We start from the raw sequence: 24127 nt of genomic DNA, 5'->3' as shown, positions 1-24127 counted from the left end.
CCTTGTAGATCCGCAGGCATGGACCGAGATTTCATCAAATCAGGACAGAGACTTATGGCGTCATTAAAAGATGTGGCAAAGCTGGCGAACGTGTCGTTAATGACGGTATCGCGCGCCTTGAACAGCCCAGAAAGGCTTAAACCTGACACGCTTGCCGGTGTGCAGGCCGCCATTAGTGAATTAAATTACGTGCCAGACCTGTCAGCCAAAAAGGTGCGCGGAGCGCGGGCAACGCCGAACACCGTCGGCGTGCTGGCGCTTGATACGGTAACCACCCCTTTTTCCGTAGAGATCACTTTGTCGATTGAGGAAACGGCACGCGCCCACGGATGGAACAGTTTTGTGGTCAATATGTTCTCCGACGACAGTCCTGAAACCATGGTTGACCTACTGCTCTCGCATCGGCCAAGCGGCATTATTTACACGACAATGGGGCTGCGACAGGTGCCGGTTCCGCCTAAACTGCTGTCTCTTCCGTGCGTATTGGCCAACTGTGAAAGCCTGCATGAGCCGGTTGCCAGCTATATTCCTGACGATGAACAGGGTCAGTACGAGGGGGTGAAAGCGTTGCTACAGGCGGGCTATCGCCGACCATTGTGTCTGCATCTGCCGGCCCAGCATCTGGCAACGATTCGTCGCCGCAAGGGGCTGTCGCGCGCCTGTCGTGAAGCCGGTATTGACCCCGATACTCTGCTACACCGCTATATGGACTTCGGCGACGAGCACTATCGGGATATTCCGGCGATGATGGCAGCGCACATGCCACAGGGTAAGCCGACGTTTGATTGCGTGGTGTGTGGTAACGATCGCGTTGCTTTCATGGTCTATCAAATTCTTCTGGCGCAAGGTCTGCGCATTCCGCAGGACGTCGGCGTGCTGGGCTACGACAATATGGTGGGCATTGGCGACCTGTTTTTGCCCCCGCTGTCGACGGTGCAATTGCCCCACTACGAAATTGGCCGCCTGAGCGCGCTGCACATTATTAACGGCGATCGCCATCGTGAAACCGTTCGCGTTGAAAGCCCGTGGCTTCAACGCGAATCGATGTGAAGCAAGAGGCAGAAAACTTAAATTACATACAAATCCAGATACTCATTCACCGCCATCTGCTCGAGTTTCTCCCGATCCAGCGAGGCGTTGAGGATACGCTGCTGCTGTTTTTCAGGGAACTGGCGGGCCAAATTAATTTTGAATTTCTCAATCAACAGCGGAATACCTTCCTGACGGCGGCGGGCGTGGCCAATCGGATATTCCACCAGCACCTCGTCGAGTTGGCTACCGTCGTTAAATTCGACACTAATACCATTACCGATCGCCCGTTTTTGCGGATCATGGTAGTCCTGAGTCAATCTCAGGTCCTCAACACAGGTTATTTTTTCCCGCAGCGCGTCGATACGCGAATCAGCGGCAACAGCGTCCTCATAATCTCCGGCGGTCAAACGCCCGAATATCAGCGGAACGGCCACCATATATTGAATACAGTGGTCGCGATCGGCCGGATTATTCAATGGCCCCTGTTTGTCGATAATACGAATGCAGGCCTGGTGGGTGCGAATAGTGATGGCCTTAATGTCGTCAACGCCCTTCCCCGCCCGCAGCAATTTTTTTTGCACCGTGATAGCCGCTTCAACCGCCGTCTGAGCATGGAACTCGGCAGGGAATGAGATCTTGAACAGCACGTTTTCCATCACATAACTGCCATAGGGCCGCTGAAACTGGAACGGTTTGCCGTTAAACAGCACATCATAGAAGCCCCAAGTTTGGGCGGTTAACGCCGAGGGATACCCCATCTCACCGGTTTTGGCCATCAGGGCCAAACGCACGGCCCGTGAAGTCGCATCGCCCGCCGCCCAAGACTTACGTGAGCCTGCATTTGGCGCATGGCGATAGGTGCGCAGCGATTGCCCGTCTATCCAGGCATTGGATACGGCACTCAAAATTTCTTCACGCGCCAAGCCGAGCATCTCGGCCACTACTGCCGTTGAGGCCACCTTAACCAGCAGGACGTGGTCCAGCCCGACCCGATTAAAGGCATTTTCCAATGCCAGACAGCCTTGGATCTCATGCGCCTTAATCATACCGGTCAATACGTGATGCAGGGTTAACGGTGCTTTGCCCGCTGCCACGGCGGTGCGTGAAAGCCAGTCGGCGGTAGCCAACACGCCGCCGAGATTATCGGAAGGATGGCCCCACTCGGCCGCCAGCCAGGTGTCATTAAAATCCAGCCAGCGGATCATCGTGCCGATATTAAACGCCGCCTGCACCGGGTCAAGCTGAAACTGCGTGCCGGGCACTCTCGCCCCGTGCGGCACCACTGTGCCGGGTACTATCGGCCCCAACAGCTTTTTACACGCCGGATATTCCAGCGCTTCCAGCCCGCAACCCAGCGTATCAAGCAGGCAATAATGTGCGGTTTCGTAAGCTTTTTGAGAGCTGATTTTATACTGCATGACGTAATCGACAATATCCACTATCGCGGCGTCATACGGCTGTCGGGCCAACACGTTGTGTGAAGAAGACATAAAGTTCCTTAACGTTTATCCAGTGGAATAAAAGGCAAATCATCGGGACCGATATAATGCGCCGCCGGTCGGATGATTTTATTGTCTTTACGCTGTTCGATAATATGTGCCGCCCATCCGCTGGTGCGGGCCATTACAAAAAGTGGCGTAAACATCGCGGTTGGTATGCCCATTTGGTGATAAGCCACGGCAGAGAACCAGTCCAAGTTGGGGAACATCTTTTTCTCATCCCACATCACCGTTTCTAGACGGCTGGCAATATCAAAGATTTTCCCGTCACCCGCCTGCTGTGAAAGCGCTTGGGCAACCTGTTTGATCACGCTATGGCGCGGGTCGGCCAAGGTATAGACTGGATGCCCGAAGCCAATCACCACTTCTTTATTGGCCAGTCGGTTTTTAATGTCGCTTTCAGCTTCATCGGGAGAGAGGTAACGCTGCTGAATTTCCAGCGCGACTTCGTTGGCACCGCCGTGTTTTTTACCGCGCAAGGCCCCGATAGCGCCGGTAATCGCCGAGTAAATATCGGATCCGGTACCGGCAATAACCCGCGCAGTAAAGGTAGATGCGTTAAATTCATGCTCGGCATAAAGGATAAGCGAAGTGTGCATCGCCTTAATCCACCGTTCGTCGGGCGCCTCACCGTGCAGCAAATGCAGGAAATGCCCGCCAATGGATTCATCGTCGGTTTCGACCTGAATACGGTTACCGTGATGGCTGTAGTGGTACCAATACAGCAGCATCGAACCGAGTGCGGCCAGCAGGCTGTCGGCGATATCACAGGCACCCGCGAAAGAATGGTCATCTTTTTCAGGCAGCGTACAGCCCAGCGCAGACACGCCAGTGCGCATCACGTCCATCGGGTGCGAGGCAGCGGGTAAGGCTTCCAATACGGTTTTAACCGACGCAGGCAAACCGCGGCGCGAGCGGAGCTTATGCATGTAGGCCGCGAGTTCTGCCGCGTTGGGCAATTTGCCATAAATCAGCAAATACGCCACTTCTTCAAACTTGCAGTAGCGGGCTAAATCGACAATATCATAGCCAAGATAGTGCAGATCGTTACCGCTGCGACCTACGGTGCACAGGGCGGTATTACCCGCCACCACGCCCGACAGTGCGACGGATTTTTTAGGGGTGAAGGTTGACGTAGTCACTTTATCTCCTTTCTTTCTGAGCAAAGAGTTGATCCAGTTTTTGTTCAAAATCGTAGTAGTTAATGCTTTGATACAGTTCCGCACGGGTCTGCATGGTATCAACCAGATGCTTCTGCGTGCCTTCCTGCCGCAATCCGCGATAAAGCCGCTCGGCTGCCTTATTCATCGCGCGAAAAGCAGAAAGTGGATACAGCGCCATAGCGACATCGACGGTTTTCAGTTCGTCCAGCGTAAACAAGGGCGTTACGCCAAACTCGGTCAGATTAGCCAGAATCGGCACGCCTGACGTTTTAGCAAAAACGGCATACATCTCCAGCTCGGTGACCGCCTCCGGAAATACCATATCGGCGCCCGCTTCGACGTAGGCCTGAACGCGGGCAAGTGCTGCATCAAGCCCTTCAGCGGCTAGCGCATCGGTACGGGCCATAATGACGAAATTCTCATCAGTACGCGCATCGACTGCCGCTTTGATGCGATCGACCATTTCTTGCGTGCTGACGATTTCTTTATTTGGGCGATGACCGCAGCGTTTCGCGCCGACCTGATCTTCAATATGCAGCGCCGCCGCACCGGCTTTGCTTATCTGTCTCACGGTGCGGGCGATATTAAACGCCGAAGAGCCGAAACCGGTATCGGCATCAACCAACAGCGGTAAATCACACACGTCGGTAATACGACGCACGTCTGTTAACACGTCATCCAGGTTAGAAATACCTAAATCGGGCAGCCCGAGAGAACCCGCTGCCACCCCACCCCCTGAAAGGTAAATAGCTTGGTAACCGGCCTGTTTCGCCAGCAAGGCGTGGTTAGCATTAATGGTTCCAACGATCTGTAGAGGGGATTCTTGGGTCAGGGCCGCGCGGAAGGTGCGACCAGGGGAATATAAGCTCATCGTTACCTGCCTGTTAATCGAGGATTAAGGTCTCCATTAAACATAGCAAGAGGGGTGCCAACGGGTAGGTGCATGGCTCTCAATTCAGACACAAATAAAATTAATCAATAATATCAATAAATTAAACAGCATCACTGTCATCATTAATATTTACCCTGCCGATATTGTCGTCCGCCGTCTTTCACGCTATGTTTCACTTAGGGTTCACGTAGGTTTCATTTGCAGATTAATGAAACAATGATGAAACAGGCTTGAAACTACAACAGTGAATAAAGGGAAACGGATGGCGAACTCTTCGCGTTACAACACCGAGGCGGGTAATAAGCCGGTGATTTGGACGGTGTCTATCTCTCGTCTTGCCGATCTTTTCCGAGATATCAGCCTGGAATTTGACGATAGCGCCATCATCACACCGGTCCCCTACGGTTTTGAAAAGGCCGTCCAGTTCATTAGGAAAAAGCTGGCCACCGAGCACTGTGACGTCATTATTTCCTCCGGCTCGAACGGGGCTTACCTCAAAAGTCGCGTCTCGGTACCGGTGATTACCGCTAGGGCCAGCGGTTTTGACGTGATGCAGGCATTGGCTAACGCGCGAAAAATCAGTGCGAAAATCGGGATCATTACTTACCAGCACACCTTACCTCAGCTGACTGAATTTCAGCAGGTGTTCGATTTGCCGATTGAACAACGCAGCTATGCTACAGAAGAGGATGCCCGCGCTCAGATTAATGAGTTAAAAGCCAAGGGTATCGAGGTAATAATCGGTCAGGGCATGGTCACCGATTTGACCACTGAAGCCGGACTTATCGGCGTGTTTGTCTATTCCGCCAATTCAGTAAGGCAGGCGTTCCATGATGCGCTGGACCTCTCTCGCTCAACCCGTACGGGGATCCATCAGAGCCAGGCCTTTGCATCACCAAATTTACTGCACACGCGCCATAACATCAGCGACTTACAGGGTGAATCACCCGCGATGGAGCAGGTTCGCCAAACAGTCCTGCTCTACGCCCGCTCCCCCGCTGCCGTGCTAATCCAGGGTGAAACCGGTACCGGTAAAGAGTGGGTGGCGCAGGCGCTGCATCGTGAATATATCGCCCTCCGGCACCCTCGTCAGGAGAAGACAATTGCGCCTTTTATTGCCATTAACTGCGGGGCTATCACTGAATCGCTGCTCGAGGCGGAGCTATTTGGCTATGAGGATGGTGCGTTCACCGGCTCTCGTCGAGGCGGAAGGCCGGGACTGTTTGAGGCGGCAAACGGCGGTACGCTTTTTCTTGACGAGATAGGAGAAATGCCACTCGCGATGCAAACGCGTTTATTACGCGTGCTTGAAGAGCGCAGAGTCGTGCGGGTCGGCGGTCAGCGGCCGATTAATATTAATGTGCGGGTCATTAGCGCCACGCATTGTGACCTCGATGCCTGGCAGCAACAGGGGCGCTTTCGTTCCGACCTGTTTTATCGCCTCAGCGTATTGCGCCTGCCTCTGCCCGCGCTCAGAGAGCGGCAAGAAGATGTCATTCTATTGGCGAAGTGGTATTTACAACAATCGCTGGCGGCCCTCAATGCCCCCGTGCAGGAGAAGATGCTTAACGCCATCAATCACTGTCGAGAACTGCTGCTTGATTATCACTGGCCGGGAAATATCCGCGAATTACGTAATCTCATGGAGCGCGTGGCGCTGTTTCTCAGCGCCTCACCTGAAGGGTTATTAACTAAAGAATTTATGCTGAGGCTATTACCGGAATTAGCGCAATCACCGCTAAATGCAGATATCACGCCTGCAACACAACCAGCGCCGACGCCCTTGCTTACGGCCGAGCAGGCGCTGAAAAAATGTTCCGGTAATCATTCTGCAACGGCTGATTATTTAGGTATTAGCCGCACCACGCTATGGCGAAGGTTGCGCAAAGAGCGGGAATAAATACCGGCCCCAACAAGCCGGGTTATACGCCTTTTATGGCTCAATCATTCCGGTTTCTACTTCAAAGCAACGCGTTTCACCCGGTTCAAGATTTAACAATGTATCGGCCTGTTTCGCGGCGAGAAAACCTTCCGGACGGCAGGTGGCCGGCAGCACGAAAGCGGCCACCTGCTGATCGGCATTGTTCAATATCCAGCGCGTGGCGTGGCTAAACTGTCGGGTATCAAACTGGGTACTGAATCCGTAGCCCTCGGGTGAAGTCACACTGAAGCTGACTTTCTCGCCGTACTGCGACAGATTATCGGCAAAAAAGACGATTTCTGGGTCACACATTTCAGGTCGGTTCAGGCCGTCAAAACTTGACGGTGCAGACGCCAACTGACGCGTGTAATCCAGCCAGATCGGCGTCGGATGCACGTGAGCAGGTATCGAGGTTCTAAGCACAAAAGCGTCATCAGGAATGCTTTGGCTGAAAACGCCATTCGCTACCCAGGCATAGTTCATGTGGCACATGTACTGCAGCGGCATGTTTTTACCGGCAAGGTTGGTCACCGCCATTGAAATCCGCAACCGTGGACGTTCGGCCAGCAGCGTAACCGCTGGGGTAGCACGATAATGGTGGCCAAATCCCTTGATATATTCCACCTCGCCCCTGAGGGTAAGGCTCTCGTCGTCCAGCTCTAGCCATGCGCTGTCCATTTTGGCACACGACATTTCACCGTGCAGCGGATGGTCGTCTTCCGGTGCAGGGCAACCGTTTGCCAGCAGGCCAGAATGGAAGGCAAAGCAGCCATAGGTGTCGATGATGTCCTTGCCGGGCAACGGCTGTTTGAAACCGTTGCCCATCGTCAATGTGCGCCCGTCGAAACTTGCGTCCCAAATCATTTGGCCATAGTAAGGCAGGACGATAACCGCCCCGCGCTCATTTTCAAGCCTTACCGCCTCAATGCCTGAAGCGTAGCGGAACAGCGTAACCTTGAACCGTGAGTGGGTGAGTAAAACCCGAGGCGTTTCCGTAAACATTGATGAGGTCAGTGGCAGCGTGGTTTTCATTGTGCATTCTCCGCTAAACGTCCTGTGGTGGTGGGATGCTTTTTATGACGTAGCTCGCCCCAGAAATAAAAACCAACCCAGGCAAAGCACAGCAATGAAACGCCAAACGCCAGCTGCATCGAGCCCGTATGGTCAGAGACCAGACCTTGCAGCGCCGGAATGAAGGCGGCACCGACGATGGCCATCACGATAAACGCACCGGCGACTTCAGTATATTTATTGTCCACGGTAGAAAGTGTACCGGCATAAATGGTTGCCCAGCAGGGTCCGAACAACACGCTGACGAACACTGCCGCATACACCGCCGTGAAGTTCGGGACCAGCATCACATAAAGCAGCGTGGCAACACCCACGATGGAGTAGGCAATCAGCACTTTTTCGGCACGAAAGCGAGTCATCAGGAAGTTGGCGACAAACTTGCCGATAAAGAAGCAGATAAAACTGTAAATCATAAAGTTGGAGGCGTGACGCTCATTGGCCGCACCTAAGTTTAGCGCCAGGCGGATAGTAAAGGACCAGACAGCCACCTGCATACCGACATAAATGAACTGGGTAATAATGCCGCGCTTAAAGTGGCGATTTTTCGCCAGATAGCTGAACGTCTCACTCAGGCTTGGCAGCTTTTTATCTACGGTTTCAGGCTTGCAGCGTGGATAGCGCGTTAGCAGGAACAGCACCATAACAACGACTAATACCATCACCAGATATTTATAAGGCTCCAGCGTATGTTCCAACATATTCAGTTTGAACTGATGCAGTTGGTCAGCATTGAGACCGGCCATTTGGCGATGCAGGCTTTCACCGTCCTGAAATACCAGGTATTTACCCAACACGATGCCCATCAGCGCGCCAACCGGATAAAAAGTCTGGCTGATATTAAGACGCAGCGTGGCGTAGTCGCGATGGCCAATCATCGAACTGTAGGTATTCGCTGCCGTTTCAAGGAAGCTCAGACCAATAGCAATGGCAAAAATGGCCGCCAGAAACATGGTGTATGTGGCCATATGCGACGCGGGATAAAACAGTACGCACCCGACGATGTACAGCGCGAGCCCGAGCAAAATGGCTATTTTGTAGCTGCTGCTGCGAATAACCAAAGACGCGGGAATGGCAATCAGGAAATAGCCGCCGTAAAAAGCACTTTGTACCAGCGCACTGGCGAAGTCGCTCAGCTCAAACACGCTTTTGAACTGGGTGATCAAAATATCGTTTAGACTGGCGGCGCAGCCCCACAGCGGGAACAGGCATGACAGCAAAATAAACTGCAACAGTGGGGTTTTATTTAAGTATCCGTCGGGCTGCTGAATAATGTTCGAGTGCATGGTGAATCCTCAATTAAGCGGTGAGAAAACGCTGAAAAGTCTCGGCATCTGGGTAGGAGCGCTGGGTGCCCCGCTGGGTGACACTGCAAGCGGCATAGGCGGATGCAGACTGCATGGCCTTGGCAATGTCGCCATGTTGAACCCAATAGTGGGCGAAGCAGCCGATGAAAGCATCGCCGGCACCGCTGGTATCAACGGCCTGCACCACCGTGGGGTCAATCCGGTGCACGGTATCGCCCTGCATCCATACGGAACCGCGATTGCCTAAAGTAATGATTAAGTTTTTCAGCCCACGTCCCAGCAGCATTTGTCCGGCGCGCAGCACTTCTTCGTCGGTGCTGGTCGGTAAGCCGGTGAGAATTTCCAATTCGGTTTCGTTGGGCATAAAGAATTCGCACTGGCAGGCGTAGTCGATATCCAGACCTGCAACAGCGGGTGCGGGATTAAGGATCACTTTGATGCCATGTTGGCGAGCAAAATCGATGGCGTAATATACGGTTGGCAGCGGTATTTCGAGCTGTAAAACGATCAGGCTACAGGCTTTTAACTGTTCGGCGGCGGCATCGATATCAGCAGCAGAAAGCTTGGCATTTGCACCTTTGATAATCAGAATGCGGTTTTGCGACTGGTCATCGACAAAAATGGGCGCTACGCCGCTGGACGTACCAGGCGCAACGGTGACGTGTCGAGCATCAACGCCGTATTGCTGCAAGTTCTTCACCGTATTTTCGGCAAAGATATCTTCCCCCACTTTGCTCACCATCATGACCTTCGCACCCAGTTTGGCGGCAGCTACGGCCTGGTTAGCTCCCTTGCCGCCGCAGCCGAGTGCAAAATCAGGTGCCTCTAGGGTTTCACCGGCTTTAGGCATCGTATTCGTGTAAGTAATAAGGTCGACCATATTCGAACCAATGACGGCAATGTCCATCACTTCTCCCCTGAAAAATTAAAAATCATTAAATGTTGTAGAAATAACAATAGCAGCCAATTCATGTTAAATACGTGACATTAATCGCACTCTTTTAATCCCAACAAGTGCGAATTTACTGAGAATAAACCGCAACAAGAAATGTTACTATTTTAACAATTGAATTTTCCCACCGAGCAATAAGTGCGCTTTTTAGGCGATTTAAGCGGATGACCGGCATACCTGAAAAGAAATTTCTGGAGGGCTATTGAGAGATACGAGGCTTCGAAAGCATTTGCAGGCAGTCAACATCTGCCCTATGTTGCCTTAACAATAGACAGGAAAATATCAGCAAGAAGGGAGATAATAGTGAACTGCATCCCCCTGCAAGCACGAACAACGGGAGCACGCTATGTTGATAAAACTAGAGGATATTAATGCGTCGGCCTGGGCAAAGCTTGAAACAGCGACCCGCACTCCGAATGCAAGTTTTAGGTTCCTGAATCTCTGTTCAGTCGATGGCGAGGGCAGACCTCAGGCACGCACGGTCGTTTTACGACGCGCTGACCGATTAACGTGCGTGCTGGAGTTTCATACCGATGTACGCAGTCCAAAATGGCTGGAGATATCTGCTAATTCACAGGTGACTGCGCTTGGCTACTGCGGCGAGACGCGGTTGCAGCTGCGTCTTCAGGGAATGGCGGAACTGCATGGTTTTGGAAGTCCTGTGGCGATAACCGCATGGAGCAAAATACCTGCCCATACGCGCCGTACCTACGCGGGTGGACCTCCCGGTAACGAACAGCCTGCTGATACTGCCGATGAGCAGGCGTCGTTAATATCGACTGATGAAGCTGAGGGGAAGGTCCATTTCGGCGTGATAATACTGCGAGTCAGCGTGCTGGACTGGTACCAGTTGCAAAGAGAGAACAACCGCCGAGCACGACTGACCTATAACGATAAGGGGATAACCACCAGCCACCGGTGGATTAATCCGTAATCTTCGGCCGTAAAGGCCTAGAAATTAACCATCACCAAATCGCGATGCTTATCTTGACCGACATAGAAAGACGTCTCTCCCACCGGGCTAAATCCCTGGCGAGTGTAAAATTTGATCGCGCGATCGTTCTCGTCATTCACCAGCAGTCTTACCCCACCGGAAATACTTTGCAGCGTAGCGCTGACCAGCTTTTGTGCATACCCTGCACCATGAAACTCCGCCAGGACATAACAACGCGTAAGCTCTGCTATTCCATCAGCCTTCGGGATCCCAACCGGTTCAGGTGCAAGACTCAACATACTGTAACCAATGATCCGACCCTCAAATTCCAGAACGTGAAGTTTCTTTTGGGATGACTGAAGAAGATTTTCAAAGCATTCAACTTGCAGATTATTTTCAATATAGCTTTTTATATCTTCCGCAGGCGTGCTTGCAGGACAAGCCATGTGGAAGGTAGTAATTGCCAACGTACTGATTGCCTTGGCATCTTCCAGCGTGGCCAGACGAATAAGTGAACTCATCAAAATCTCCCTGTTTAATTATTTATGGCTGAACTTTTCCCAACTGATTAAATGCTAACGGCTCTTTTTTAACAAGCGGGAAACGGGAGGTAACGTAAGTGATTATTGCAGCGGAGGCAGGGGTTGTTTCTCTACGTTATCCGCCGCCATCGTTAACAAAGCGCGCTGAAACGAGACGTTGAACATTTCACCGTGGCTGAGTCCAGGATAAGCCCAAAATGTGGCGGCAAGACCTTCATGGTTTAGAGAGGAAAGTGTGCTGCGTACTTGGTTAAGTACGGCAGAAGCTTCTTCACCGTCAGCTTTTTTTCTGGGTGCTGCGCTTCCCTCCATAAAATAGAGCTGCTTATGAGGGAAGTGGGCTGTATTTATCTTTTCTAACCTGCTGAGTAACACAATATAATCACTGTTCAGTGAAGGGCTGGCAGAATAGTAGCCGTTAAAAAACGTAGAGTTTACAAAAGAGTCCAAAACAAACAGCCCGCCATAGGAATGCCCCCATATCGCCCTTTTATGGGCATCGATTGAAAGACCTTTTTCTGCTTTGGGTGCAATGGTCTCTTCAAGCAGGCGACGGAAGTAAGGGCTACCACCGCTTTTTCGCCCCTGTATTTCTCCATGACCTACCTCACCGTCGTTTTCTCTTAGCGGCGGAGTGTAATCATAGGTTCTGGCAGTCAGCTCAAAAGGTTTAACGGTTTGATACCCGATGACAATAAGTACGGGTGGCGTTTCCAACGTTAGTTTATTTAAAAATGCATCAGAAAGCCGATCCATAACCGCGTTTCCGTCCAGCATATAAAGCACCGCATAGCCTGACGCAGGGGGGTGTTTATTGGGTACACCGGTCCACACCTTGTAGTGCCTTTTACCGTCCTCAGAATCGAAGGTACTTACCGAGAAATGGTAAAAAGAAGACCCTTTATCGGCGATATTGGGTCCTAAAGGCGTCATATCGGGTCTGCAATAACCGTTTGCAGCGTAAAAGAGGGGGAATATAAATGCGGCCAGGCGTATCGCCTTCCGTTGATTATTCCAACAATAGGCCCAGTGATTCATCGATAATTTCTTAAGAGAAGTATCATCTACCATGATAATTAACACCTCCTGTGTTAACGAATAGAAATGAAAAGGCAAACTATAATGAGAATAATAATTAATTACAAACTGAATGCTCTTATTGATAGCCTAAATTGTATCCCCTCCTGCGCTGAGGGGATTTTTGCCTTTAAAAAGTATTCACCAACACCCGATGTCCCGGTGACACTTCGCGATAATGTGAGACTTCCTGTCGGTGATTTTTAGGATAGACCGGCGTCGCAAGCTGAGTGGCTTTTGGCGAGACGGTTCGCCGTCGAGCGGGGTCTGCTTCAGGAACCGCCGCCAATAATGCCTGAGTATACGGATGTTGCGGGGACGCAAAAATATTCTCGCGCGGACCTATCTCGACAATTCTTCCCCGGCACATCACCGCGACGCGGTGGCTAATGCGCTCAACCACCGCCATGTCATGAGAGATGAACAGATAAGAAAGTCCCAGATCGCGCTGTAACTCTATCATCAGGTTAATTACTTGGGCCTGAATGGAGACATCAAGCGCGGAAACCGGCTCATCGGCAATAATGATTTTGGGTGCCAGCGTCAGGGCGCGGGCGATACACAGTCGCTGGCGCTGGCCCCCCGACATTTCGTGGGGATAGCGGGTAAGAAATTCTGCCGGCAGTTCAACCCTCGCCAAAAGGGCATGAAGCCGTGCAGGCAGCTCGCTTTCTTTAACCATGCCGTGGATGCGGAGAGGTTCTGCCAACTGGTCGAAAACTCGCAAGCGGGGATCCAACGCAGCGTAAGGGTCCTGAAAAATAATCTGCATATCACGGCGACGCGCCTGCAGACGGCCTCCGCTCAACGTGCGTAACTCCTGTCCTTCCAGCTCCACGCTGCCGCTTTGTGCCTGAATCAACTGTAGAACGGCTCGGCCGGTGGTGGACTTTCCACTGCCTGACTCCCCCACCAGCGCCAGCGTTTCACCCGCTGAGATGGAAAATGAGACGTCCTCAACGGCGTGAACGTTCGCAACGTGGCGCTGTAGCAGCCCTTTATGTACCGGGAATCGGGCACTTAAATGACGGACATCAAGTAAAGGACGCAGCGAAGACTGAATGACCTTGCTGCTGGGCGCGAACTCGCCAAAACCCCGCGGTGAGGCCATGCCCCGCATATCGCCCAGTCGCGGTACGGCGTCCAACAATTGGCGAGTGTAGGCCGCCTGTGGATGGCTAAATAAGCTGGCAACCGGCTGTTCTTCCACCTTTTCACCGTGACGCATGACGATAACCCGATCGGCCACCTGCGCGACTACGCCCATATCGTGCGTGATAAACAGCACCGCCATCTGCGACTCTCGTGCAATATCCTGAATCAGATCAAGAATTTGTGCCTGAACCGTCACATCCAGTGCGGTTGTGGGTTCATCGGCGATCAGCAGCCGAGGGGCACAGGCCAGCGCCATGGCAATCGCCACACGTTGACGCATCCCTCCCGATATTTCGTGCGGATACTGAGCATAGCGCGTTTCAGCCTGCGGGATGCGCACGCGTTCCAACAGTGTAATAGCCTGCGCTTTAGCCTGCTTATTGCTTATTCCACGATGTTGTCTCAACACCTCGGCAATCTGCTCACCCACGGTAAACAGCGGATTCAGGCTGGTCATCGGCTCCTGAAAAATCATCGCTATCTGATCACCCCGCAGATTTTCCCACTGACGTTCCGACTGTTGCAACAAACTGACACTCACGCCGTCACGACGCTGAAACGTAATCTGGCCCTGCTCCACCTGCCCGCCGTTAAAGAGCGTCAGGCCGAGCAAAGTCATCGCCGTCACCGACTTACCTGAACCGGACTCCCCCACCAGGGCGACACATTCCCCGATAGACAAGGAAAAACTGAGGTCTTTCACTGCGACAGTTTTGCCGCGTTTCGCCGAGAAGCTGACTCGCAGATCCTTTACCGTCAACAGTGCGTTATCGTTCATTTTCTTACCTCAATACGGGCACGTGTTGCCACAGTTAGACCGACGGCGACGGCAATGCGCCAGCGCGGAAGTCGAGAACGTAAGGAATGTGCCCCGGCAATGGCTTCCAGTCGAGATTTTTGCGCATACCGTAAGACTCGTAAGGCTGGTAGAGAGGAATAAACGGTGCCTCTTCTTTGACGTAATCCATCATCTCTTTGTAAGCCTGTTTACGCACTGCGACGTCAGTGGAATAACGGAAGCGCTCCCACATCTGGTCATAGGCCGGGGTGGTCGACCAGGTCGATTCGGTGCCTGCGCCGTGTGGCGCCCACATGATGCCAAATGAACCGGCAGGGTCAGCAAAATACATCGGGTTTGACCAGTTGCGGGACTGCATATCGGCGTCATCCGCGGTCCATTTTTCGGTAATATTCAGGTTCATTTTGACACCTACCGCCGCCCACATCTCTTTGATTGCCTGTGCTGCCAATAAACCATTGGTGTAATAAGCGGCATCGGTATCATAGCGAATAGGTTCTCCGTTATAACCCGCAGCTTTCAGCAACGCTTTTGCCTTTTCCGGATTGTATTCAAAGGTTTTCAACTCAGGCATATAAAGCGGGCCGTACTGCGGGAAAGTATGGGTGGAAGGCACCACCGCTTTGCCCTGCCACAAGGCTTCATTGAGCAGGTTACGATCGATTGCCAGACTCAGCGCTTGGCGGATGCGCTTGTCCTTCAATGCCGGATTGTGGGTATTAAAGAAAACGATATGGAACAGCGGTGTCACGGCTCCGACGGTTTTGAGGTTTGGATTGGCGCTAATCCCGGCCAACTGATCGGGGGCCACGTTGGTCACCAGATCGACCTCGTTATTGGCCAATGCCGCCATGCGAGTGGCCGTCTCAGGAATACTGCGCACGGTAATTTTATCGTAAGGTGCGGGCGTGCCGTAAAAACCCTTAAATTTAACCCACGTCAAACTTTGACCTGGATGGAAGTCGGTTATTTGATAAGGCCCGGTGCCAATCGGCTTAAGCGCGAAGGCGTCAAAATCACTGCTTTCGAGCTTGTTGTGGTCACCACTCAGTCCCATGATGTATTTTTTTGGCACAATAGAGGACTCAGAGGTATTGAGCAGTGTTTCAAACAGCGGCTCCGGTTTAAAGGTCGTAAACCGCACTGTGTCAGCATCAATCGCCTCTACTTTGCTGAAATTACTGAAAAACTGCTTATGAATACCGGCGAATTCTGGCGTCATGTCCTGCAAAATACGTTCGAAGGTGAAAACGACGTCGTCTACCGTCATCGGATCGCCGTTTTGGAATTTAACGCCCTGACGGATTTTGACTTCATACACCGTCGGCGAAATGGTTTTCCAACTGATGGCAAGGCCTGGCTTAAAGCTTGCCGTCGATTTGCTGTAATCCTTTTCTATCAACGGATCGAAGCTGTTGTAGTAAATCTGCGATCCGGTATTGCCAAAGTCTTTGCCGGGATCGAGGAACGGCGGCAGCGTCATCGTTGCCACATGTAATTGTGCAGCAAAGGTCGGTAAAGAGAACAGCAGAGCAGAAAAACTCAACAACAGTGGCCTGATGGACATAATATTTTCCTGATAGTGAGATGTAGTGATCCGAGGAGCCGTGACGGCCCCTTACAATATTTGAATAAAAAGTCTGATTTAACGCAGCCTGACGTCCATTTGGTCACGCAGCCCTTCGCCAACCAATAAGACCAGCAGCGAGAGCGCCATAATCACCAGCGACGGCACCAGCGCAATCCACGGGCTGGAGGCGAGATAATCACGGCCAAAGCCGACCATCGACCCCAGCGTTGCCGTTGGCGGCTGGACGCCTAATCCAAGAAAAGAGAGTGAGGACTCCAGTAAAATCAGCGCTGGGAAAGTCATGGTCCAGACAACCACGATTTGTGATGAGACGTTCGGCAGAACATGGCGCAGCAGAATACGCAGCGGTGAGGCCCCGGCCGCGCGAGCCGCTTCAATAAAAGGCTGTCGGCAAACGATCAGTACCTGCGCTCTGACAACTCGGGCATACACTTCCCAACCAGAGAGTCCAATCACCGTGACGATAACCGGAAGGCTGCTGCCCAATAGCGCAACGGTAAGCAAAGCCACCAGAGTAAACGGCACGGCCATCTGAAAATCCATCGCCGCCACGAGCAACACACCGGTCCGTCCGGCAAAAAATCCGGCAATAACGCCGCAGACTACGCCAACAATCAGACTTAACGTGCTGCCCACCAGCGCAATCAGTAAAGTAAACTGCAAGCCGTACAAGGTACGCGACAGCACGTCTCTTCCCAGTTCATCGGTGCCGAGCGGATGTGTAGCCAGCGCGTGGTCAAAGCCCATCGGCGGACGCAGGCGGGATAACAACGACTGCGCATCAGGGTCAAAGGGAGCAATCACCTGAGCCAGTAATGCCAGCAGCAGCAGACAAAACAACGCCAACAGATAGAGGCGAAATCTCCACGACATACGCTGCCAAAAAGCGCGCAAGGCATTCACTGGCACCGGTTTGACGGTGGATTGAGCACGCACCCGTTGCGGGGTATCAGACATTGTTGAATCACTCATGATTGTGTCACCTTTATCCGCGGGTCAATTAATGCATAAAGCAGATCCACCAGCACCGACATCACCAGGACGATAGTCGCCATCACAATTACGCCAAATTGCAGCACCGGATAGTCGCGGGCAATCGCGGCTTTGACAATTAAATCGCCGATGCCTTTCGTCGCAAAAATGGCTTCAACCAGCACGCAGCGCCCTACCAGCCCGGCAATTTGCAGGCTAATCACGGTGATCACTGGAATAGCGGCATTGCGTAACGCATGACGGGTCACGACCTTCCATGCGGGTATCCCTTTAGCCCGCGCGGTGCGGATATAATCCTGCGAAAGCACGTCCAGCATCGCGTTGCGCATAAAGCGCAGTATTTCTGCAACCATGAGTGCCGACAGCACCAACGCAGGCATGACAAAGTGCAACGCGCTGGACGATCCCGAACTCGGCAGCCAATGCAATTTCAACGAAAACAGCAGGATCATCAGAATGGCGAGAACAAAGTTTGGCGTGGCATAGCCTAAAAATGCACAGCCCATAATCAATGAAGCCAAGGCTTTCCCTCGCGTCATTGCCGCCACAATCCCCAGCGCACCACCGACCACCACTGAAAATATTAAGGCGATAGCGAACAAGATCAGCGTATTGGGAAGACGCTCGGCGAAAATATCCGTCACCGGGCGACGTTCAACAAAACTGATGCCAAAATTTCCCTGCACTAAACCTGACAGGTATTTTTGAAACTGCACCCCAGCGGAGTGGTCAAGGCCAAACTGCTGACTCATGGCAACACGCGATGCCGCATCCATGCCCGGCGGTAAAACATAATCCGCCGCATTTCCTGACAGGCGGGTGGCGAAAAACACCACCGTCACGATGATGCACAGCGTGAGGAAACCACCGGAAAGCCGCCGGGCAAGGTATTCAAGCATCTTCCTGCTCCTGACCGGTGACAAAATCGGCAAAATCGGCCGCTGTCCAGGTATGAGTCGGTGTTATCCAAGGTTTATCGCCTGAACGGTTGAAAGGGAGACGGACATAAAATGGATCATTACCGCGCACCTCAAGACTCAGTTCGTTATCCGTCAACGTCAGCAGTGCCCAGCTTTCCGCCGTTTTTGGAAAAGTGGTAAAACGCTCACTGAGTGACTGAATCGTGATATGCGGCAGGTTGTTAATCTGCGTCACCGTATTCCAATGCACGTGCCCGGAGAGCCACAGCGCCGCTTTGCCGGTGGCTTCTACTGCTTGACGCACACGCTGATGGTCGGGATAGCTGGCATACTTGGGGTTGTTTTCGAAATAGTAATTACCCGTCTGCGAGTGGCCTGAAAGCGGCACGTGGGTGGCAATAATTGCCGGACGCTCATCGGCGTTCAGCGCGGCAACCAGCCAGGCAAGACTCGGTTCTGCCGCCGGTAATCCAATGCCCATGGTTATCTCTACGCGGGGTTGCCACACAATCAGCCGACAGACGCCTAGATCGACCACGCGGCTTTGCATCGACTCGCCATAAATGGCCTCGTTATCCGCCACGTCTAGATTGGCAACATCATGATTACCCATGACATGTACGCGTTGGCCTGGAAAGGTTTTGAACACCTCAGCCACTTCGGTAGCGACAATATAATCTGCCTCTGTGCTGGTGTCAGAGATGTGGTCACCTAGGTCAAGCAACAGATCAACCTGCTCTTCCATGGCACAGTCAATGACTTTACGCAGCGCATCCAGGCTGTTCCACCCGGCTTCTTTATTGTGTGAGGTCGGGCCGTGGTGGATATCGGTAACAATGGCAATTTTCAAAATAGGCTCCTGATGTCTCTGTCATTCGGGGTATGGATTAATTTCTAAACCACGGATGTGACAATTTTATGAAACAATCTCATTTTATTTTAGATTGACACTGAGACTTCCTCAGTACAGGCTAAGCGCTATCAGAACTGACTGACGAGAACCCACTTTAGATGAATGCCAAAGGTTATCTTATTGATTTAGATGGAACGTTAATAAGCGGCAACCAACTACTGCCCGATGCACTATGGTTGCTTGAACAGGTCAAAGGTCGGTATATGCTGGTGTCAAATAATGCTGAACACACGCCACAGCAGCTTTCACGCCGCTTGAAGAGGCTGGGTCTGAAAGTGGATGCAGACAATATTGTATTGGCGGGAACCACGGCAATTGACAGGTTGGCCATTGACTTCCCAGGGGCGACGTTGCTCCTGATTGGCAGCCCGGCCCTGCAACGCTACGCGCGCAATAAAGGCCTGGTGCTGGAAAGCCATCGGCCTGATTTGGTGTTAGTGACGCGCGATCGTCAGTTTTCATACGCTAAAATTGCGTTAGCCGCCAACGCCATACGCCAGGGTGCTGCTCTTTATGTCGCCGCACCTGATGTTAGCCATCCGGGTCCCAACGGTGAACCCGTGCCCGAAACCGGCGCACTGGCCGCGGCGATCATTAGCTGCGCCGGACATTGCCAGGCTACGGTGATTGGCAAGCCCGAGCCGGTGCTGTTTCAAATGGCCTGCGCCAAACTCAACGTCCTGCCTGAACAGGCGGTAATGATTGGTGATAATCTTCAAACTGATGGGCTGGGTGCGAAGCGATTAAACATGGCGTTCAGGCATGTGGTTAATGGACAAATCCGCGAGCCTGCGGCCCTGACGCAAGGAAAATAGGAAACAGTATGTCGGAAGAAAAAATTAAGAACGGCAAAGCCGGAGAGTTTTCCAATGTTCTGGACAGGCTCGGGGCAGTGCGTAAAGACCTTCCTCCCACCGCCGGTCGCATTGCTGATTTTATCAGCCAGCACGCCGCGGACGTGATGCATATGTCAATTACCGAACTGGCAGAACGTACCGGTTCAAGTGAGGGCAGCGTGATTGGGTTGTGTCAAACCATTGGGGCACGTGGCTTTCAGCAGGTGAAACTCTCTCTTGCCAGAGAGCTGGTTCAGCCCGTCCATTTTATTCATGAAGATCTCACGCCCAGCGATAACACGGCGCAGGTGATTGATAAAATTTTCCAATCGGATATGCAGGCGCTGAGAGATACACAAAGCGCCCTGAGTGTGGAAGCGCTTGCCGAGGCCGTCAAGGCTATTCGCCAAGCGAAGAGGGTAGAAGTTTTTGGTATAGGCAGCGCAGCCACCATTGCAGAGGATACCCATTATCGCCTGCTGCGCATTGGTATTCCGTCGCGCGTCAGCGTGGACAGCCACGTGCAGGCCATTGCTGCGTCGCTCGCGGATGCCCAAACGGCAGTGATTACTATTTCCCACTCCGGCAGCACGGTTGAAACGCTTACCGCAACGCAGTTAGCCAAAGAAGCGGGTGCCACAACGATTGCCGTCACCAACTTTGGCCGCTCTCCCCTGTTGGCTTACAGTGATATAGTGCTCAATACTCTGGCGCGCGAAACACAGTTTCGCTCAGAGGCGATGACCAGCCGCATTGCGCAACTGGCGGTCATTGATGCACTGATCGCCTGCCTGGCGCTGAGCGATTACGACCGCTCGGTGCAGACATTGGCAAAAACGTTTGACGTTCTGGGAAGTAAACGAATTTAACCCTCACTGACTCAGCTGTGTGGATGTTTTGCCAGCCACTGCTCGGCAGTCGTGGTGTTAATTCTCTGCCGGGCGTTGAAGGTATTCGCTTTATTCCACGCCACGCCGTCGGGACGCGCAAAGGCCAGGCGATACTTTGCGGCCACGTCATCGGGGCAATGGTGCACATCATCAAGCAGCTTCGCCTTATCCAGCAATATCCGCTCAATGGCAGTGCCCCAATGGGCCTGCATTAAGTCGGCAATCTCACTGTAGGTCAGCGTATCGCCCGCGATATAAACCACCTGATTACATAGAGCAGGCCGATAGAAAAATATTTCCGCCGTCAACGTGCCGATATCCTCAGGCGTAGTCAGGGTTACCGCGTACTGCCAGTCACCGAGTCCATAGACGGCTTTATTATCTTTATCGACCACGCCGAAGCTGGGCTCGAACAGATAGCTGGTAAAAATTCCGGTAGAAACAATAGTCCACTCCGTCTCGCCCTGCCCGCGCAAACGTTGGCGCACCTCGAGCTGTTCATCCCATACCTGCTGGCCGCTGCCTTTTCCCACTACGTCGTAGTCCACGCCAAACTGCCAAGGGAAATAGCGGGGTACGCCAGCGTTAAGTACTGCCTGGGTAATTTTGATTTGCGTGCCCGGCCCACCGACAAAACCGCTACAGTTAATCACCGCATTAAAAGGACGAAAAAGTGCACTTAGCTGCTCAATGGAGTGCAGATTTAGGTCACCCTCAACCACTGAAACGCCCATCGCCGTAAGCTCCTCTCGCCTTTTCTTCTGTGCAATGGAAACTCCATGAGCGGCATCCTCTCTGAGCAATACGCTGATTTTGGTTGATGTTTGATTTCGCGCTTGATAACTCATCGCGCGTAACACGGCGATGCCGAGCTCTCCCGCACCAATGACTAAAACAGTATTTACAGATTTTTCGATTGAGTACGTCATAATGATCCCCTTTGTATTGCATCAGTCTGACATGTAATAAAAGCGGGATTCAATTAGGCACACTGATGATACCGGAGGTGAAATGGAGTGGAATAAGGAAGACTTACTGCTGTTTTCAAAGGTGGTATGTGAAGGATTAAGCGACGACGACGACGGGCTAAAGCGAGAGATTCTTACCCATGCTGGCAACCGCTGGTCATTAGGTGTGGTACATATTCTGGGCACCAGTGGACCTCTTCGGCATGCGGAAATAAGCCGCCGTCTGGCCGGCGTCACGCAGAGGATGTTGACGCGCACGCTGCGCCAGCTTGAGCGCGACGGCCTGATTTCACGCTGTGATTACCAGGAAAAACATCCACGCGTGGTTTATTCGGTTACCGATTTGGGCAAAGAGATGCTGATTCAAATGATGCCTTTGTGGCATTGGATAATCACCTCGGCCGACGATTTTCGAACTGCCAGAACGCGTTATGATGAGGCCCAATAAAAGCATCATTCTGACGATAACCATGACTAAATTTTAACCTCAACGTCTCGCGCTGCTTAATGTAGCGTAGGAACCGATGGCCATAAGTCTTCTTGCTTTAACCTCCAAGTGGCGGCAATATATGCTTCATATACGAATCATATACTGAGTATTTATGGGCATTGTTAATATTGACGATGAGTTGCACGATCAGCTGCGCCGAGCTTCCGGGGTGTCACTGCGCTCCATTAATGCTCAGGCGAGCTTCTGGATTAAGATAGGCAAGTTGTGTGAAACCAATCCCACACTCAGTTTCAATGACATCATGAAACTTGAAATGCGTTCTGCCGGTGTTTCAGCCGAGCCGCGATTAGTGAACGAATTATGATCAAACAACCCCATGAACTGGCGCTGCTTGCCGAATCAGGACGACTGCTCGCCTCAGTGTTTGAGATGCTGGATAAGCTGCCATTACAGGGCATGTCTACGCTGGAAGTCGATTCTCTGGTAGATAAGTTTATCACCCATGACCTTCAGGCTCGACCGGCAAGTAAAGGCCAGTATAACTACCCCTTCGTTCTTAACGCTTCCATCGATAATGTTATTTGCCACGGCGTCCCTTCTCAAAGCGATATTCTGCGTGAGGGTGCCATTGTCAATTTTGACATTACCCTCGAAAAAGAGGGGTATATTGCGGATTCCAGTAAAACTTACCTCGTGGGGGATGTCAGTGTAGAGGCGAGGAGATTAGTGCGAACAACTTATGAAGCCATGTGGGAAGGAATTTACCGGGTTCGCCCCGGCGCTTTTCTGGGCGATATTGGATGGGCAATAGAAAAGCATGCCAAGCGAAGTGGTTTTTCTGTCGTGCGTGAATTTTGCGGCCACGGCATTGGCCGTGAGATGCATGAAGAGCCGCAGATTTTACACTATGGCAAACGCAATACAGGTCTTGTCATGCGTGAGGGGATGGTGTTCACCATTGAACCTATGCTGAATCAGGGCGGAAGAAGCATAAAACAACAGGACGACGGTTGGACGATAACCACCCGAGACGGATCGCTTTCCGCACAGTTCGAACATACCGTGTCTGTTACCGCTACCGGCTTCTCAGTGCTGACTTTAGGTTCTAATGAAAAAGGGATGCTTAACAGACGTTAAGTGCAAAGTTTGCATTTTTTACTCTCATAACATCCTTCTCCTGAATACATTTCATAAAAATTTGCGGAGATGCAATAGGGAAATCACAACAAAATTTTCAGCGGTTGTTCCGCAATATAAGATGACCTCACGCCTGAACGATGCTCATGGACAGGCATCAGAGGTGACTCGAATTGTAAGGGAAGCAGCATGAAATACCTGAAAATTAAACGCCACCGCATAAGTCTATAAAACTGCCCGTGACGAATGAAGCTTCATCACTGAGTAACCAAAGAATTGCATTAGCGACTTCTTCGGGTGTTCCCCCTCTTTGCATAGGAAAGTTCTTTGCAATGCGATCGACTCTAGAAGGCTCGCCACCATCAGCATGGATATCCGTGTAAATACCGCCTGGACGAACGCAGTTTACGCGGATGCCGTCGGCGGCGACTTCTTTGGACAGGCCGGTGGTAAAGGTGTCAACAGCCCCTTTCGAGGCGGCATAATCAATGTATTCAAAAGGTGAACCACTTTTCGCTGCTCCGGATGAAACGTTCACGATAGAACCGCCAAAGCCGCCTTTGGAAAGTGACATACGTTTTATCGCTTCACGTGAGCAATAAAAATGACTCATCACATTCGTTAATAGCACCTGTTGGAAGCGCTCTCCCTCCATATCAATTAGGGGCATTTTTTGCTTCAGGATCCCCACATTATTGACGAGGTGGGTAATAACGCCAAGTTGACGATCAATGTCGTCGAAAACTTTTGTTACTTGATGCTCATTTGAAACATCGGCACGGACAGCAATACACTTCCCGCCTAGATTTAAAATCTCATCCCGGATGCAAAAAGCAGATTTTTCATCATTTATATAATTTAAACATACAGCGTAACCTTGTTTTGCAGCCAGTAACGCGGTAGCCGCACCAATGCCTCGACTAGAGCCGGTCACTAATAAAACTTTTCCGTTCATAATTTCCCTATTGAGCAGTATTGATTGGCAAAATAATTGAAAAGAACCAAATGATGGACGGTGGCGAGCAGAAAAACCTAACGTCAGTAAATGATATAATTTACAATTATTTAGTTACTCGCTATGTTAGCT

The 24127-nt window shown here is 51.8% G+C and carries 23 protein-coding genes; 8 read left to right on the top strand and 15 right to left on the bottom strand.

Features of this window, described 5'->3' with window-relative positions:
* Positions 1 to 54: 54 nt before the first annotated feature.
* Entirely contained in the window at positions 55 to 1050 is a 996-nt protein-coding gene (locus BS639_RS01440; protein WP_084982046.1) for a LacI family DNA-binding transcriptional regulator, read from the top strand.
* Positions 1051 to 1067: 17 nt separating this feature from the next.
* Here BS639_RS01440 and BS639_RS01435 read toward each other — a convergent pair whose 3' ends face one another.
* From BS639_RS01435 to prpB, 3 genes are read right to left on the bottom strand one after another with little or no spacing between them, the layout of a single operon-like run.
* Positions 1068 to 2522, bottom strand: a complete 1455-nt coding sequence (locus BS639_RS01435) for a bifunctional 2-methylcitrate dehydratase/aconitate hydratase (RefSeq protein ID WP_084982045.1) — start codon at positions 2520 to 2522, stop codon at positions 1068 to 1070.
* A gap of 8 nt (positions 2523 to 2530) precedes the next feature.
* Complete coding sequence (prpC, locus tag BS639_RS01430; RefSeq protein WP_055783426.1) at positions 2531 to 3673, bottom strand: bifunctional 2-methylcitrate synthase/citrate synthase; 1143 nt, start codon at positions 3671 to 3673, stop codon at positions 2531 to 2533.
* A gap of 1 nt (position 3674) precedes the next feature.
* Positions 3675 to 4565: a methylisocitrate lyase gene (gene prpB / locus BS639_RS01425; RefSeq protein ID WP_084982044.1), complete on the bottom strand. Its 891-nt coding sequence runs from the start codon at positions 4563 to 4565 to the stop codon at positions 3675 to 3677.
* 283 nt (positions 4566 to 4848) lie between these two features.
* On the opposite strand from prpB, the gene prpR reads away from it, so the two are divergent.
* On the top strand, positions 4849 to 6486 hold the full coding sequence (gene prpR / locus BS639_RS01420; protein ID WP_084982043.1) for a propionate catabolism operon regulatory protein PrpR: 1638 nt from the start codon (positions 4849 to 4851) through the stop codon (positions 6484 to 6486).
* Between the two features lie 33 nt (positions 6487 to 6519).
* Here the strand turns inward: prpR and BS639_RS01415 are convergent, their stop codons facing one another.
* The 3 genes from BS639_RS01415 to rbsK are packed head-to-tail and all read right to left on the bottom strand — an operon-like array spanning position 6520 to position 9789.
* The gene (locus tag BS639_RS01415; protein WP_084982042.1) at positions 6520 to 7539 is read right to left on the bottom strand and encodes an aldose 1-epimerase family protein; all 1020 of its coding nucleotides are present in this window, start codon (positions 7537 to 7539) and stop codon (positions 6520 to 6522) included.
* Positions 7536 to 8861 (bottom strand): L-fucose:H+ symporter permease, encoded by a 1326-nt coding sequence (gene fucP, locus BS639_RS01410; RefSeq protein ID WP_055783414.1) that lies wholly within the window; start codon positions 8859 to 8861, stop codon positions 7536 to 7538. Before fucP ends, BS639_RS01415 begins: the two co-directional genes overlap by 4 nt.
* A 13-nt stretch (positions 8862 to 8874) precedes the next feature.
* Positions 8875 to 9789 (bottom strand): ribokinase, encoded by a 915-nt coding sequence (gene rbsK / locus BS639_RS01405; RefSeq protein WP_055783411.1) that lies wholly within the window; start codon positions 9787 to 9789, stop codon positions 8875 to 8877.
* Between the two features lie 391 nt (positions 9790 to 10180).
* Between rbsK and BS639_RS01400 the strand changes: the two genes are divergently transcribed.
* Positions 10181 to 10768 (top strand): PNPOx family protein, encoded by a 588-nt coding sequence (locus tag BS639_RS01400; RefSeq protein ID WP_206601141.1) that lies wholly within the window; start codon positions 10181 to 10183, stop codon positions 10766 to 10768.
* A gap of 17 nt (positions 10769 to 10785) precedes the next feature.
* Here BS639_RS01400 and BS639_RS01395 read toward each other — a convergent pair whose 3' ends face one another.
* The 7 genes from BS639_RS01395 to BS639_RS01365 all read right to left on the bottom strand — a co-directional run bounded on the left by BS639_RS01395 (position 10786) and on the right by BS639_RS01365 (position 18695).
* Positions 10786 to 11289, bottom strand: a complete 504-nt coding sequence (locus tag BS639_RS01395; RefSeq protein ID WP_055783408.1) for a GNAT family N-acetyltransferase — start codon at positions 11287 to 11289, stop codon at positions 10786 to 10788.
* A 102-nt stretch (positions 11290 to 11391) separates the two neighbouring features.
* Positions 11392 to 12348 (bottom strand): alpha/beta hydrolase, encoded by a 957-nt coding sequence (locus tag BS639_RS01390; protein WP_084982101.1) that lies wholly within the window; start codon positions 12346 to 12348, stop codon positions 11392 to 11394.
* A 169-nt stretch (positions 12349 to 12517) separates the two neighbouring features.
* Positions 12518 to 14320: an ABC transporter ATP-binding protein gene (locus BS639_RS01385; protein WP_084982041.1), complete on the bottom strand. Its 1803-nt coding sequence runs from the start codon at positions 14318 to 14320 to the stop codon at positions 12518 to 12520.
* A 34-nt stretch (positions 14321 to 14354) separates the two neighbouring features.
* On the bottom strand, positions 14355 to 15908 hold the full coding sequence (locus tag BS639_RS01380; RefSeq protein WP_055783393.1) for an ABC transporter substrate-binding protein: 1554 nt from the start codon (positions 15906 to 15908) through the stop codon (positions 14355 to 14357).
* Positions 15909 to 15986: 78 nt separating this feature from the next.
* Positions 15987 to 16904 (bottom strand): ABC transporter permease, encoded by a 918-nt coding sequence (locus tag BS639_RS01375; protein WP_084982040.1) that lies wholly within the window; start codon positions 16902 to 16904, stop codon positions 15987 to 15989.
* Positions 16901 to 17824 (bottom strand): ABC transporter permease, encoded by a 924-nt coding sequence (locus BS639_RS01370; RefSeq protein WP_084982039.1) that lies wholly within the window; start codon positions 17822 to 17824, stop codon positions 16901 to 16903. Before BS639_RS01370 ends, BS639_RS01375 begins: the two co-directional genes overlap by 4 nt.
* A complete protein-coding gene (locus tag BS639_RS01365) occupies positions 17817 to 18695 on the bottom strand; it encodes a metallophosphoesterase family protein (RefSeq protein WP_158086913.1) in 879 nt (292 codons plus the stop codon). Before BS639_RS01365 ends, BS639_RS01370 begins: the two co-directional genes overlap by 8 nt.
* Before the next feature lie 161 nt (positions 18696 to 18856).
* On the opposite strand from BS639_RS01365, the gene BS639_RS01360 reads away from it, so the two are divergent.
* Together BS639_RS01360 and BS639_RS01355 are read left to right on the top strand one after the other, a co-directional pair.
* A complete protein-coding gene (locus BS639_RS01360; RefSeq protein ID WP_084982037.1) occupies positions 18857 to 19573 on the top strand; it encodes an HAD-IIA family hydrolase in 717 nt (238 codons plus the stop codon).
* Between the two features lie 8 nt (positions 19574 to 19581).
* On the top strand, positions 19582 to 20463 hold the full coding sequence (locus BS639_RS01355; RefSeq protein ID WP_084982036.1) for a MurR/RpiR family transcriptional regulator: 882 nt from the start codon (positions 19582 to 19584) through the stop codon (positions 20461 to 20463).
* An 11-nt stretch (positions 20464 to 20474) separates the two neighbouring features.
* On the opposite strand, the gene BS639_RS01350 is transcribed toward BS639_RS01355, so the two are convergent.
* A complete protein-coding gene (locus tag BS639_RS01350; RefSeq protein ID WP_084982035.1) occupies positions 20475 to 21413 on the bottom strand; it encodes an aromatic alcohol reductase in 939 nt (312 codons plus the stop codon).
* An 82-nt stretch (positions 21414 to 21495) separates the two neighbouring features.
* Between BS639_RS01350 and BS639_RS01345 the strand changes: the two genes are divergently transcribed.
* The 3 genes from BS639_RS01345 (at position 21496) to map (ending at position 23040) form a co-directional block, all read left to right on the top strand.
* Entirely contained in the window at positions 21496 to 21900 is a 405-nt protein-coding gene (locus BS639_RS01345) for a winged helix-turn-helix transcriptional regulator (RefSeq protein WP_084982034.1), read from the top strand.
* A 154-nt stretch (positions 21901 to 22054) separates the two neighbouring features.
* The gene (locus BS639_RS01340; protein ID WP_084982033.1) at positions 22055 to 22267 is read left to right on the top strand and encodes a ParD-like family protein; all 213 of its coding nucleotides are present in this window, start codon (positions 22055 to 22057) and stop codon (positions 22265 to 22267) included.
* Positions 22264 to 23040: a type I methionyl aminopeptidase gene (gene map, locus BS639_RS01335; protein WP_084982032.1), complete on the top strand. Its 777-nt coding sequence runs from the start codon at positions 22264 to 22266 to the stop codon at positions 23038 to 23040. Before BS639_RS01340 ends, map begins: the two co-directional genes overlap by 4 nt.
* Before the next feature lie 205 nt (positions 23041 to 23245).
* Here the strand turns inward: map and BS639_RS01330 are convergent, their stop codons facing one another.
* Positions 23246 to 23995 carry an SDR family oxidoreductase gene (locus BS639_RS01330; protein WP_055783361.1) on the bottom strand — a complete coding sequence of 250 codons (750 nt, stop codon included), beginning with the start codon at positions 23993 to 23995 and terminating at the stop codon, positions 23246 to 23248.
* Between the last annotated feature and the right edge of the window lie 132 nt (positions 23996 to 24127).

Origin of the sequence: Rouxiella silvae, assembly GCF_002093625.1 — a bacterium.
GTDB classification, from domain to species: domain Bacteria; phylum Pseudomonadota; class Gammaproteobacteria; order Enterobacterales; family Enterobacteriaceae; genus Rouxiella; species Rouxiella silvae.
This window is presented reverse-complemented; position numbering and strand designations above follow the sequence as displayed.